Genomic DNA, 13,602 nt, shown 5'->3' with positions numbered 1-13,602 from the left:
ATAGAAACTATCTTGGCGGGTTAAGTGATATTTATAGCCTATTTAAAGATACACTTATTTTGAGTTACAAATTATCTTAGAAGGGGGAGATGATATGAGTTTAATTAAGAATTTAAAAAGGGATTTCATTGAGGTGTTTAATGAATGTTCAGGGACAAGAACATTTTTTGCACCAGGTCGTGTAAATCTTATTGGTGAACATACTGATTATAATGGAGGACATGTATTCCCATGCCCATTAAGCTTTGGTACATATGTAGTTGCAAGGAAAAGAAAGGATAATATAGTAAGGTTATATTCGAAGAATTTTAAGGATTTTGGAATAATAGAATTCACTTTACAGGATATGATATACGAAGAAAAGCATGGCTGGGCAAATTATCCAAAGGGAGTAACAAAAGCATTTATGGATAATGGATTTGCAATAGATAAAGGTTTCGAAGCTGTATTTTTCGGAAATATACCCAATGGAGCAGGTCTATCATCTTCTGCTTCAATAGAATTAGCTGTGTCTGTTATGCTGAAATCTCTGTTTAACTTAAATATTGATATGGTTTCTATGGTGAAGATAAGTCAAAAAGCCGAAAATGAATTTATAGGGGTAAGCTGTGGAATTATGGATCAATTTGCTGTCGGAATGGGAAGAAAAGGGAAAGCCATTTTATTAGACTGTAATACCTTGAAATATAAATACACAGCCTTGGATCTTAAGGATTCATCAATAGTGATAGCAAACACAAATAAAAGAAGGGGATTAACAGATTCAAAATATAATGAAAGAAGAAGTGAATGTGAAAGAGCATTGGCTAAGCTACAAGAAAAATTAAGTATAAACTCCCTAGGAGAATTAACTAATGAAGAATTTGAAGAAAATAAATACTTAATTACTAATGAAATAGATAGAAGAAGGGCTAAGCATGCTGTATATGAAAATCAGAGAACTATAAAGGCTGTTGAAGCTTTAGAAAAAGGAGACTTTAAGGAATTTGGAAGTCTTATGAAGGCTTCTCATATATCTCTTAGGTATGATTATGAAGTAACTGGAAAAGAATTGGATACATTGGTTGAGCTAGCATGGAAGCAAGAAGGTACTATAGGCTCTAGAATGACGGGTGCAGGATTTGGAGGATGCACAGTTAGCATAGTAAAAAATAGTAAAATAGATGAATTTATTGATAATGTGGGCAGCAGGTATGAAGAAATAATAGGTTATAAAGCTGATTTTTATGTGGCTTCAATTGGTGATGGAGCTAGAGAATTAAAATAATGGGGTGATATGATGATTTTAGTATGTGGTGGTGCAGGCTATATAGGTAGCCATACAGTATTTGAGCTTATAGATAGGGGTGAAAAGGTCCTAGTAATAGATAATCTTCAAACTGGCCATAAAGGTGCAATTCATTCAAAAGCAAAATTCTATAATGGGGATATACGAGATAAGGAATTTTTAGATAAAGTATTTGATGAAAATGAAATAGAGGCAGTAATACATTTTGCAGCAAATTCCTTAGTAGGTGAGAGTATGATACATCCACTTAAATATTATGATAACAATGTTTACGGAACCCAGGTTCTGTTAGAAGCTATGACCAAGCATGGGGTTAAAAAAATAGTATTTTCATCAACGGCCGCTGTATATGGAGAGCCTGAAAATATTCCAATAGTAGAAAAAGATAAAACTAATCCTACAAACCCCTATGGTGAAACAAAGCTAGCGATAGAAAAAATGTTTAAGTGGGCAGATAATGCATATGGAATAAAGTATGTTTCCCTAAGATATTTCAATGTAGCAGGGGCACATATAGATGGTAAAATAGGTGAAGACCACAATCCAGAGACACATTTAATTCCATTGATTCTACAAGTTCCTCTGAAAAAAAGGGATTATATTTCAATATTTGGTGATGATTATGACACACATGATGGGACATGTATAAGAGATTATATACATGTAACTGATTTAGCAGATGCCCATATATTAGCTTTAGAAAAATTAAGAAAAGATAATGAAAGCTCGATCTATAATCTAGGCAATGGGGAAGGCTTTTCTGTTAAAGAGATGATTGAAGCAGCAAGAAGGGTAACAGGACATCCAATTCCATCAAAAACTGATGTGAGACGACCAGGTGATCCAGCTAAGCTTATTGCCTCATCTACAAAAGCAAGAAAGGATTTAGGATGGGAACCCAAGTTTACTAATGTAGAAGATATTATTAAAAGTGCATGGAAATGGCATAAAAATAAACCCAAAGGATTTGAGGATTAAGAGGTGAAGAAATGTCCATTAATATTTACTTAGAGATAGAAAGGTTAATTAAATATGCATTAAATAAAAAATTAATAAGAGAAAATGATGTTGTTTACTCTAGAAATTTAGTTTTAGAGGTTTTAGGACTAGATGATTATAAACAAGTAATAGCACCAGAGGAAAAATTGGAGACACCTTCAGTAATCCTAGATAATATTTTAGCTTGGGCCTATGAAACTGGTAAATTACAATATAATACACCTGTTTATAGAGATTTATTGGATACCAAGATAATGAACTGCTTCATGCCTAGACCATCTGAGGTAGTAGAAAGGTTTTATGAGAAATATAACAAAGATCCAGAGGAAGCTACAAAGTATTACTATGATTTAAGTAAAAGCTCTAATTACATAAGAGTGGATAGAGTAGAAAAAAATATAATATGGAAGACAAGAACTAAATATGGGTATCTAGATATAACTATTAATCTTTCTAAGCCTGAAAAGGATCCAAAGGACATAGCAGCAGCAAAAAATATCAAATTAACCTCATATCCAAAATGTTTATTATGTAGAGAAAATGAAGGGTATGCAGGAAGGGTTAATCATCCAGCTAGACAAAACCATAGAGTTATACCATTGACTTTAAAGGATGAAGAATGGTTTTTACAATATTCACCATATGTTTATTACAATGAGCACAGTATTATATTTAAAGGTAACCATGAGCCTATGAAAATATCAAAACTTAGCTTTGATAGATTGCTGGAATTTATAGAGAAGTTTCCCCATTATTTCATTGGATCTAATGCGGATTTGCCTATTGTTGGAGGTTCCATACTTTCCCACGATCATTTTCAAGGAGGAAACTATGAATTTGCTATGGCTAAGGCTGCTATAGAAAAAAACATAAAATTCCATAGATATCCTGGTGTTGAAGCTGGAATTGTAAAATGGCCTATGTCAGTAATTAGGTTAAAGGGTAAAGACCAATATGAGCTTGCAGAGCTTGCAGAACTTATATTAAATAAATGGAAAAATTATAACGATGATGAAGTCCATATATCATCACATACTAAAGATATACCTCATAATACAATAACCCCTATTGCTAGAAGAAAAGGAAAACTATTTGAGCTTGATTTAGTACTTAGAAATAATAGAACAAATGAAGAATATCCATTAGGAATTTTTCATCCCCACGATGATGTGCATCATATAAAAAAAGAAAATATTGGATTGATAGAGGTTATGGGGCTGGCAGTATTACCAGCTAGATTAAAGGATGAATTAGATAAATTAGCTCATTACCTTTTAAATCATAAATTAGACATAGAGAAAGAAGAATCTTTGAAAAAACATATGCATTGGTTTCATCACCTGAGGAGAAAATATTCCCATATTAATGAAAGTAACGTTCATAACATATTGAAAGAAGAAATAGGTCAAAAATTTATGGCGGCACTTGAGCATGCTGGTGTATTTAAGGACGATAATAAAGGAAGAAAGGCCTTTATAAGATTTTTAGAAAGTATAAATGATTAGTGGAGTGAAATATTTATGGATATTTTAAAAGAAACCTTTGGAAGATTAAAAAATGGTAAAGAAATAATAAAATATAGTTTAATAAATGATAATAATTTTTTAATAAATATATTGAATTATGGAGGAATTATTACTGAAATAATAGCTCCAGATAAAGAAGGAAATCCTGGAAATGTTGTTTTAGGGTTTGATAATATTAGAGATTATGAAGAAAAGTCGCCTTATTTTGGGGCAGCTATTGGAAGAAATGCTGGCAGAATAAGTAATGCAAAATTTGAAATCAATGGTCAAAGATATACATTAGCACATAATAATGGAAAAAACAATCTTCATGGAGGTAATAAAGGTTTTGATAAGGTTATATGGGATGTAGAAAATGTAATAAATAATGATTTTGTTGAACTAAGGATGTCTTACTTAAGCATTGATGGTGAAGAAGGTTTCCCAGGAAATTTAGATGTAAATATTACTTATTTTTTAAACAATAATAACGAGCTTGAAATAAAATATAGTGCAATTTCTGATAAGGATACAATTATAAATCTGACAAATCATACATATTTTAATCTTTCTGGTGACTTAAAGAAAGATGTATTAGAGCATAAATTAACAATAAATGCAGATAAAGTGGCATATGTAGATAATCAAATCATTCCTACTGGAGAACTTGTAGATGTTAGAAATACCGTTTTCGATTTTAGAAAAGCAAAGGAAGTAGGAAAAGATATAAATAAAGAAATTGAGCAGTTAGTAAATTGTGGGGGATACGATCATCCTTTTGTATTAAATAAAGATAAAAGTTTTTCTGCTAGGCTTGAGGATGAAAAGAGTGGAAGAGTATTAGAGATAATAACAGATCAACCAATAATAGTATTCTATTCAGGAAATGGTCTTGGAGAAGAGTTGATCCTAAGGGGAAATAGAAGATGCAAGAAGCACTTAGGACTATGTCTTGAAACACAGGATTATCCCGATGCAATAAATCAAGCTAATTTTCCAACTAAAATATATAGATCAGGTGAAAAATATGAGGCTTATACAAAATATAAATTTTATGTAAATAGTTAAAATTAAATTAACCTATTGTGATAGTTTCTATCGTGGGGGTTTTAATATTTCCTTTTCGTTCATGTAATAAACCTGTTTTCTTATACTATTTTAAAGGGTAAAACAGGTTTATAAAAATCACTCAAATGAAATATTAAAACCCCCTAAAGCATCTGAAACTCAGGAAGTTTTATTGACTAGCTTAGTGAGTTAAACTACATTTATCTAAATTTCTAAGACTTCAGTTGGAGTAGACTCTCCATATGAAGTTTCGATGTTTAGTGCAAGCTAACCGAGTTCACTGGTACTACTAAATTAGGAAAAGAACATTATTTCATAATTTTTTTTTTTAGAAGGAGGCTAAACATTTACTTCATGTAATTATGAGAATGACCATAAAACTTGAAACTTGGAACATGGAACTAACAACTAAAAACCCATCACCATACGCCTTTGTCCTAGATATGTACTTATAAAGTCCAACTTACTGAGATAACTCTTAAAACTGTAGTAATGTTTTAAGAGTTTTTTAAGAATATATTAACTAGGGTGTAAATTCTATAAATTAATATATTGCTAAGAGCTATTAAAAATATTTATAATAGAATATAAGTAGGTGAACTTAATGAGTATTATTATAAAAACTAAAAATTTAACAAAGTATTATGGAAAACTAAAGGCTGTGGATAATGTAAATCTTACTGTAAAAAAAGGTGAAATATATGGTTTTTTAGGTAGGAACGGTGCAGGTAAAACCACTACTATAAAAATGCTATTAGGACTTATAAAGCCCACTGTTGGGGAGATTGAAATTTTTGGGCAAAATATTAGAAAGGAAAAACGTGATATTTTACAAAGAACAGGATTTGTAGCAGATTTTCCAGGATTTTATTTAAACCTTAGTGGTGTTGAAAATTTAAAAATAAATACGAGTCTATTAGGTGTACAAAAGATGAATGCTATAGAAGATGCTTTAAATATAGTTGGGATTTGGGAAGAAAGAAATAAATTAGTAAAAAAATACTCCCTTGGCATGAAGCAGCGTTTAGGAATTGCAAGGTCTATTATTCATAATCCTGAGTTGCTTATATTTGATGAGCCTACCAATGGGTTAGACCCTATAGGTATAAAGGATACACGAAGACTAATTAAATCCTTGGCGGAAAAAAGAAAGATCACCATTTTCATATCAAGTCATATTTTAAGTGAAATTCAGCAGCTTGCTAATACCATAGGAATAATACATAATGGAAGGTTGCTTGAGGAGATTTCAATTGAGGAATTAAGGAAGAAAAGTAGAAAATATATAGAGGTACAGGTTTCCAATGCTGCAAAGGCTTCCATACTTTTAGAAAGAAGACTTAGAGTATATGATTATGAAATACATGAAGAAAATATAATTAGGGTATATTCCCACTATGATATGATTAGTAAGATAAATAGAATATTTGTTGAAAATGATATAGACGTAATTATGTTGCGATTAAGAGAGGATAATCTTGAAGATTATTTCATTAAGCTTACAGGTGGTGACAAAGTTGTTTAGGACATTGCATATAGAGATATTAAAATTAAAAGGTTCGCCAATGATATGGGTTAGTATAGTAGGAGTAGCAGTAGCTCCAATTTTAAATTACTTAATTTTTTTGAGCTTAAAAAATCATGAACCTTCAGCTATTAGTATAGAGAGGTATTTTGAACAGGGATATGTCTTTTTAGTAGTTTTATTAGCTACAGTTATGTTCGGACTTATAGCTACATATATTTTTAATAGAGAATATCAAGAGGGGACCCTAGGAAACATGCTAACTATTCCTACTGGAAGAATAGAATTGATTATTAATAAGATGATAATCTTACTAGGATGGATTATTTTGCTTTTATTATTTGCCTTTGCATTATCAATTCTTTTAAATTACATGGGAATATTTATGGAATTTAGCAGAGAAATAATAATAAAATACATAAAAGTGTATTTGTTAACTGGAGTTATATACTTTCTTTTGACACCAGTGACTATATTTATAACTATGATATTTAAAAGCTATATTCCTTCAATTGGATTTAATATTTTTGTAACTATATCAAGCCTAGTTATCTCGGATACCAAATATGAAGAAATTTTCCCATGGTCATTGCCTTATCTTCTTACGATATATGAAGGAGAATTTCATTATCCTAAATCATACTCTATAGCAGCCATATTATTAACCTTTATTATTTCATTGATGGCATGTATAGTATATTTTAATAATGTGGATATAGAATAAAAAATCTTTTATTTTTTTTAGATTTACGTTTACAAAACCATAAAATTTTTTATTATATTTATTGGCTGTCAGATAACTGCTGACAGCCAAAGAAACTCAATACCTATGATTACCTCACTATATACAATGTCCTATAATCTCATATCTATAGAATTTACTCTCCTGAAAAATATTTTAAAAACTTATTGTTTTTATCCATAAAAATAACAGTATCTTCATCTATAGTTTTTTCATAAGAGTCTAATGTTTTCCAGAACTCGTAGAATTCTGGATCTCTACTAAAGCCATTGGCGTAGATTTCTAAAGCCTCGGCATCGGCTTCTCCACGGATTTTTTCAGATTCTTCAATTGATTTTGCTATTATTTGAGCTACTTCCTTATCAGTTTCAGCAACGGTCTTTTGATATAGTTCCTGTCCTTCAGAACGCATTTGCTGAGCTATTGCTTCCCTTTCTGCAACCATTTTTCTATAGGTAGATTCAATATTTGCACTTGGAAGTAATGTTCTATATATTTCAATATCCTTAACCACTATTCCGTTTTCAGCCACCTTTTCATTCAATTGCTTAAGCCCTTCATCTAAGGTTGAATATAATATTTCTTTGTCAGTTAGGAAGGCGGTGCTGTTTAATTGATTGATTCTTTGAATGACAACGGGATATATTTGTTCATCTAAGAAACTGCTAGCATTATTTACAGATTTAAGTGTCATTTGGAATAATGCGGGATGGGTTATTTCCCACTGGGCAAACATAGAAATATCATATTTAATTTTATCTTTAGTGTTTATTTCTTCTGATTGGGATACATAGGTTAATAATTTACTTGTTTCTTTCCGGATTTTGGTTATAAATGGAATTTTAAAGAACAAGCCTTTATCATATATTATTTTAACATTTTTAAGTTCAGGCTTAAGCTTATGTTGTTCTTCAGCTACAATATTATCCTTATCAACTATAATTTTAGTTATCTTACCAAATTCTCTAACTACTGCTACTTCGTCTTCCCTTACAATAAAGACAAAGGATTTAGCAGTTGATAAAAGAATAATAAGTATCATTATAAATATAAAAAATTTACTAAATTTACGAAAGTCACCTGTAACTCTTTTAGTGTTTTCTTTAATGTTATTTGATATATTGTCCTTCATTTCATTAAAGGAACTATCATTATTGTTTTTATTGTTTCTAAAAAATAGACTCATATTATTGTGCCTCCTTTACTGGAGTTATTGATTTTGGATTTATAGGTAGATATTTTATTACATTGTCGTTACTTGAATCTATAATATATTTATTTTTTACCTTTGTAAGAATCTTTTCCATTGTTTCTAGATAAAGTCTAGTTTTAGTAATATCTTTAGCAACTTTATACTTTTCATAGACTTGAACAAAATTTTCTACATCACCTTTGGCTTGGGACACTTTTTCTGCTTTATAGGCCTCAGCATCTTGGATTAATTTATAGGCCTTAGCCCTTGCTCCTGGTAACTTTTCATTTTTGTATCTATTTGCTTTGTCTAGAAGTTCCGTTTTTTCGTTTATTGCATTATTAACGTCGTCGTAAGCAGCCTTAACGTTGCTTGGGACTGTTATATTTTGAATTTTAAGAGATTTTATTTCTATTCCCAATCCATAACTTTTAGTCTTTTTAACTAATTCAGGTAGGACTTCTGAAGAAATTCTTTCTTTGTTAAGTAGAGCGTCATCTAAATCTTTATTTTGAACATTTCTTCTTAAAACACTTTCAAAGGCAAGTCTAATAGTTCCTAGCTGATCATCAACATTATATATGTAATCTGCCGCATCCAAAATCTTATACTGTATCATAGCTTCTACATTTATTAAATAACTTCCCTTTGTAAGAATAATTGCTTCTTCAGCTACATCTTCATAAGTAGCTGTTTTTTTTGTAGTCGGTTTTTCCGTAGCTATGTAACCATATTGGATAGTGCGAAGTGCTTCAGTTTGAACCTTTATTATCCTATCAATTATTGGTATTTTAAATTTAATACCTGCATCTTTTACTAATTTCACTTTTTCACCAAGCCTCTCAATTATTACCTGTTCTCCAGATTCAACAGTGTAAAAGGAACTTGTAACTATAATAAAAGCAAAAATGATAAAGAAAATCCCTAATATGAACCTTAATATCTTTGTTTCCATAATAAACCTCCTTAAAGTCGCCAATTTATGATATAATTCTATTTTATATTAAAAAATCCTTCAAAAATATAAAAAAACAGGTTTATCACATGAACGAGAAGAAAATATTAAAAATCTAGTAGTAGAAAACTAGCACAATAGGTTGATTTATACATATACAAATACGCAATGCTACTAGGCGTTTTGGACATGTATAAATTAAAGTCTTTACTTAAATTCCTATAATTAGATATAATATAAAATAAGTGTAAAGGATATAGAATTTATGTATTAAACAAGCTTTAAAATAATACATATTATCAAATAAAGCTTTGGAGGCAGGGGCATGTCTAAAACACAAAATAGGATTTTGCTATTTATGTTGGAGGAAATAATAGGCAGATTTAAGTATCATAATATTTCTGCCTATGGAGCACAATTAGCATACTTTTTTTTGCTATCCCTTTTCCCATTTATAATTTTTCTTATAGCTATTTTAAGTCATTTTTCCATATCACTTCATGGTGCTTTTAATATTTTGTCTAAGGTAGTACCTAAGGAAGCGATAATAGTTATTAATGATTATGTAGAGGCTTATCTGCCTACTAGAAGTATAAATGTGTTGTCAATTTCAATTTTAGCAACTATTTGGTCAGCGTCAAGAGCAGTCAACGCATTAATAAATGGATTAAACAATGCGTATGATGTTCAAGAAACAAGAGGATTTCTTAAAAAGAGACTTCTTGCTATGTTATTTACCGTATTAGTGGCACTTTCGATAGTATTAGCCTTGACTATACCTAACATGGGAATGGATTTTTTATTGTGGTTATCTAAATTTGTTGGGTTAACAAGCCTTGCTATCAAGCTTTGGTATTATTTAAGATGGTTTATTATAATATTTATACTTTTTTTAGTATTAGGGTCCTTATACTTAGTGGCTCCAAATACAAATTTAAAATTTAAAGAAATAGTTCCTGGGACTATTTTTGCTATCATTGGATGGATTGCTATATCAATTGGATTTTCATATTTTGTAAATAACTTTAGGAATTATACAATAGTCTATGGTAGTTTGACTACTATAATAATTCTTATGATATGGCTGTATCTAAGTGGAATTATTTTAATTTTAGGAGGAGAAATGAATTCTTTATATAGTATTTATCAAGAATTGAATAAAAAAGAGGAAATAAATGCTTAGTTAGTAATCATTTGAAAGAAAATATTACACTTATATTACAAAATGAAAATCTAGTTGTAATTTTAACCAATATAACATATAATTGAAAAAGAAAAATATGGAATAATTATTATGTAAAAAATTATCTAAAAGGAGGTCGTGTATAGATGTTATTTAATATGAAAGGGTTATTTAATAGATGTCAAAATTCAATATTTATTATGCACGACTTATGTCTCCAGAAGGTCTAGGTATTTTACCTTGCTAAATGATCTTAATAGTTTAATGATAGATAAAATATTGGAGTCATAGACTGTGTATAACATGCCTATGGCTTTTATTATTGCATATCAAAAAATTTTGCAGCTAAAAATTATATGATGTCACTTTATTGATATAGTTGTGCACTAAAATCATACCATAGGTGTTAATGCCTATGTTTTTTTATTGCCTTAAAATTTAAAATTTTTTGCAAGAAATTGCATGTTCGAATTCAAGTAAATTTAAGTAACAGAGAGAAAAAGCAAGCTATTAACAGTAAAATTTTAAAATCATGAATTAAGGTTTTTAGACCTAAAAGAATGACATTAAAATTTGGAATATGAACTTAAAACTAAAATGCGTTGCAAGACGTCTTTACTCAATAAAGTAATGCAGACAACTTTATAATAAGTTGATTATATAGATATTCTGTACATAAGGAGGTAAAAAAGATGATGGTGATTAGAAATTAGCTAAGGTGGAGACATAGGCAGTATTAATCATGGAGGTGGTTTTAATTATGATTAAATTTATAAAATATGAAAAACGATTATTAATAATTAAAGATGGGAGAACACAAAAATTTGTTGAACAAATATGTATTCAAACTAATATTAATATTAGAGATGAAATATGTTTTTAAGGAGATGATAATATGAGTCAATATATGACTATAGATAAAGCAAGTAATAAAGGTGTTTTAAGACAAAATAATTATGTTGTAGAGGAGGATATAAGGATGTTATTAGTTAATATGGCAATGAATATAGGTCATTTTAATATAAATATTTCTGTTAAAAAGGATAAAGATAAGCAAAGAGAAATGATGATAAAAAAAGCAAAGCAGGCTCAAAGAATAAAAGAAGTATTGGAAGATAGAAATAAGGTATTAACTAATTACCATATGCATGATTATATGGGATAGTAAGATATCTATAAAATATAAAAACTTAAAGGGTGCTTAAAGATTTTATTTATAAGGTCTGTATTTTATAAAAAAATCGAAAGAACATTATGTTCTTTCGATTTTTTTATAAAAATAAAATGTTTAACATAACTCCAAAGCTAGTAAATATTCATTTTATTCTTAAAAGCCTAAACCTATTTAGAGCAGCTATTATCTCATGTTTTCTAGGCAAGGCTAGGTTTCCTGGGTGTCCTGTAAATGTAGATATTGAATCTAGACCTTTATTTTCAATGGTCTTATATACTTTGTTAACAATACTAGAAATAGTCATTTCACTATGGGAAAAGTTTTTTGCTATATACTGAATAATAACACCAATGCAATTGGTTTGACTACTATCTACCAGTTGTTCCAAATATTTTAGATCTATCTCAGTTTTGTTATATATAATTGTATTTAGACCTTTAGCTTTTATTTTTATACCTCTATGAGTTTTTGGAAAACTTGAAGATAGAAGTATTCTTGAAGGACAATTATTATTAAAGGATTTATTGTTTTTATTATAGTTTTCATGTTCAGCTATTTCCTTTGCCTTATCGGTGACATCATATGGTACATATTTATCCATCATTATTATGTTATCTGCTACATTAAAATATTCACCAGAACTACCAGCTACCATAACAGTTGATATATTTAGATTCTCGTACAGATATCTTACTCTATCTATAAAAGGCGTTATAGGTTCTTTGTCTTTTTCAACAAGCTTTTGCATTTTCTTATCTCTAACCATGAAATTGGTAGCACAGGTGTCTTCATCGATTAGTAAAAGGTCAGTACCTATTTCAATGGCTTCCATTATATTAGCAGCTTGAGAAGTACTGCCGCTGGCATTTTCTGTTGAAAATTTCTCAGTATCTTGACCATTTGGGAGATTGTTTATAAAGGGAGAAATATCGACTTTTTCAACTCTACGACCGTCTTCAGACCGTATTTTCACAGCATTATCTATAGTGATTACAAATTCTCTGCCATCACCTTCAATATGATCATATACGCTTCTTTCTAATGCCTTCAGAACTGTAGATTTTCCATGATAGCCCCCACCAACGATTAAAGTAATACCTTTAGGAATACCCATTCCTGTGATTTTACCCTTGTTAGGTAAAATTAATTCAACTTCTAGATTTTTGGGACTTATGAAGGCTGCAGCACCTTTAGTCAGGGGCTTGTCAGAAATTCCAGTTTCCCTAGGTAAGATAGAGTTATTTGCAATAAATGCTATTAAACCTTTTTTCTTTAATTCATTTCTTAAATAATATTGATCTACTGCTAAATCAACATGTTTCTTTAAAGTAGATGCATTAATATTCTTATAATATAGGGTGTTTTCAACAATTTTTGGTAAAGCGGTAAAAAATATTTTTATAGCTTCTCTAGCTAAAATCCTTCTTCCAGCAGCAGGCAGACCTACCTCGAATCTTGCTTCTAAGGCTTTGTCATCTATAATTACTGAGGTTCTACGGAGTATTTCTTGGCCTGGCTTGTCTATAAATAATAATCCGCTTTTTCCAGAACCATTAACCCTATTATAATATTTATGTATGCTATGATGAAAAAGTCTAGTAAGAAAATCACATACAGCCGTATTTTTATGGGCTTTATCAAATAAATTTGCAGGAAATTTAGCCACGTCTTGATATACTATTATTCTTCCCTTAGAAGGCGATGCAAAGGGATCGCCTTGAACAGAATCTATAGATAATATATAATTATCAAACTCATATTGACCGCTAATTTCTTTATAAGACTTATAGCCTTTACCATCAATTTGTAATAATTTGTTATGCAAATCCTTATGACTTCTCAAAACTTTACCTCCTAAAGCATTATAATAAATGAATATTTTGACTTTATTTTATTCCATTATACTATATATATATGTATAATCAAGAAGCTAAGATTCTAAAATCTTATTTCAACAAAAAAACAGCCACC

General features: G+C 29.7%; 12 protein-coding genes. 9 read left to right on the top strand and 3 right to left on the bottom strand.

Annotated features, from left to right (window positions below):
• Window positions 1-94 precede the first annotated feature (94 nt).
• The 6 genes from BUB36_RS08735 (at window position 95) to BUB36_RS08710 (ending at window position 7,109) form a co-directional block, all read left to right on the top strand.
• Entirely contained in the window at window positions 95-1,267 is a 1,173-nt protein-coding gene (locus BUB36_RS08735) for a galactokinase (RefSeq protein ID WP_073149087.1), read from the top strand.
• Window positions 1,268-1,276: 9 nt separating this feature from the next.
• Window positions 1,277-2,266, top strand: coding sequence for a UDP-glucose 4-epimerase GalE (gene galE / locus BUB36_RS08730; protein ID WP_073149085.1), 990 nt, complete (start codon window positions 1,277-1,279; stop codon window positions 2,264-2,266).
• Between the two features lie 11 nt (window positions 2,267-2,277).
• Entirely contained in the window at window positions 2,278-3,792 is a 1,515-nt protein-coding gene (galT, locus tag BUB36_RS08725) for a UDP-glucose--hexose-1-phosphate uridylyltransferase (protein WP_073149083.1), read from the top strand.
• A gap of 15 nt (window positions 3,793-3,807) precedes the next feature.
• Window positions 3,808-4,860 carry an aldose epimerase family protein gene (locus tag BUB36_RS08720; protein WP_073149080.1) on the top strand — a complete coding sequence of 351 codons (1,053 nt, stop codon included), beginning with the start codon at window positions 3,808-3,810 and terminating at the stop codon, window positions 4,858-4,860.
• 604 nt (window positions 4,861-5,464) lie between these two features.
• Window positions 5,465-6,385 carry an ABC transporter ATP-binding protein gene (locus tag BUB36_RS08715; protein WP_073149078.1) on the top strand — a complete coding sequence of 307 codons (921 nt, stop codon included), beginning with the start codon at window positions 5,465-5,467 and terminating at the stop codon, window positions 6,383-6,385.
• Entirely contained in the window at window positions 6,378-7,109 is a 732-nt protein-coding gene (locus BUB36_RS08710) for an ABC transporter permease (RefSeq protein WP_073149076.1), read from the top strand. Before BUB36_RS08715 ends, BUB36_RS08710 begins: the two co-directional genes overlap by 8 nt.
• Window positions 7,110-7,263: 154 nt before the next feature.
• On the opposite strand, the gene hflC is transcribed toward BUB36_RS08710, so the two are convergent.
• Complete coding sequence (hflC, locus tag BUB36_RS08705; RefSeq protein ID WP_073149074.1) at window positions 7,264-8,313, bottom strand: protease modulator HflC; 1,050 nt, start codon at window positions 8,311-8,313, stop codon at window positions 7,264-7,266.
• 1 nt (window position 8,314) lies between these two features.
• Window positions 8,315-9,274 carry an FtsH protease activity modulator HflK gene (gene hflK, locus BUB36_RS08700; protein WP_073149072.1) on the bottom strand — a complete coding sequence of 320 codons (960 nt, stop codon included), beginning with the start codon at window positions 9,272-9,274 and terminating at the stop codon, window positions 8,315-8,317.
• A gap of 325 nt (window positions 9,275-9,599) precedes the next feature.
• Between hflK and BUB36_RS08695 the strand changes: the two genes are divergently transcribed.
• The 3 genes from BUB36_RS08695 to BUB36_RS08690 all read left to right on the top strand — a co-directional run bounded on the left by BUB36_RS08695 (window position 9,600) and on the right by BUB36_RS08690 (window position 11,622).
• Window positions 9,600-10,457, top strand: coding sequence for a YihY/virulence factor BrkB family protein (locus BUB36_RS08695; protein ID WP_084111879.1), 858 nt, complete (start codon window positions 9,600-9,602; stop codon window positions 10,455-10,457).
• A 760-nt stretch (window positions 10,458-11,217) separates the two neighbouring features.
• Window positions 11,218-11,340, top strand: a complete 123-nt coding sequence (locus BUB36_RS20365) for a hypothetical protein (protein WP_278247813.1) — start codon at window positions 11,218-11,220, stop codon at window positions 11,338-11,340.
• 12 nt (window positions 11,341-11,352) lie between these two features.
• Window positions 11,353-11,622 (top strand): hypothetical protein, encoded by a 270-nt coding sequence (locus BUB36_RS08690; protein ID WP_073149070.1) that lies wholly within the window; start codon window positions 11,353-11,355, stop codon window positions 11,620-11,622.
• Between the two features lie 151 nt (window positions 11,623-11,773).
• Here the strand turns inward: BUB36_RS08690 and BUB36_RS08685 are convergent, their stop codons facing one another.
• Complete coding sequence (locus BUB36_RS08685) at window positions 11,774-13,474, bottom strand: ABC-ATPase domain-containing protein (protein WP_073149068.1); 1,701 nt, start codon at window positions 13,472-13,474, stop codon at window positions 11,774-11,776.
• Between the last annotated feature and the right edge of the window lie 128 nt (window positions 13,475-13,602).

Source organism: Paramaledivibacter caminithermalis DSM 15212, assembly GCF_900142245.1.
Classification (GTDB): Bacteria; Bacillota; Clostridia; order Peptostreptococcales; family Caminicellaceae; genus Paramaledivibacter; species Paramaledivibacter caminithermalis.
The sequence above is the reverse complement of the archived record's forward strand: the minus strand, read 5'-3'. Positions and strand labels throughout refer to the sequence as shown.

What these genes read in the sequence shown, in the direction of transcription:
- BUB36_RS08735 (WP_073149087.1), top strand. Translation starts at nt 95, where the DNA reads ATGAGTTTAATTAAGAATTTAAAAAGGGATTTCATTGAGGTGTTTAAT.
- galE (WP_073149085.1), top strand. Translation starts at nt 1,277, where the DNA reads ATGATGATTTTAGTATGTGGTGGTGCAGGCTATATAGGTAGCCATACA.
- galT (WP_073149083.1), top strand. Translation starts at nt 2,278, where the DNA reads ATGTCCATTAATATTTACTTAGAGATAGAAAGGTTAATTAAATATGCA.
- BUB36_RS08720 (WP_073149080.1), top strand. Translation starts at nt 3,808, where the DNA reads ATGGATATTTTAAAAGAAACCTTTGGAAGATTAAAAAATGGTAAAGAA.
- BUB36_RS08715 (WP_073149078.1), top strand. Translation starts at nt 5,465, where the DNA reads ATGAGTATTATTATAAAAACTAAAAATTTAACAAAGTATTATGGAAAA.
- hflC (WP_073149074.1), bottom strand. Translation starts at nt 8,313, where the DNA reads ATGAGTCTATTTTTTAGAAACAATAAAAACAATAATGATAGTTCCTTT.
- hflK (WP_073149072.1), bottom strand. Translation starts at nt 9,274, where the DNA reads ATGGAAACAAAGATATTAAGGTTCATATTAGGGATTTTCTTTATCATT.
- BUB36_RS08695 (WP_084111879.1), top strand. Translation starts at nt 9,600, where the DNA reads ATGTCTAAAACACAAAATAGGATTTTGCTATTTATGTTGGAGGAAATA.
- BUB36_RS20365 (WP_278247813.1), top strand. Translation starts at nt 11,218, where the DNA reads ATGATTAAATTTATAAAATATGAAAAACGATTATTAATAATTAAAGAT.
- BUB36_RS08690 (WP_073149070.1), top strand. Translation starts at nt 11,353, where the DNA reads ATGAGTCAATATATGACTATAGATAAAGCAAGTAATAAAGGTGTTTTA.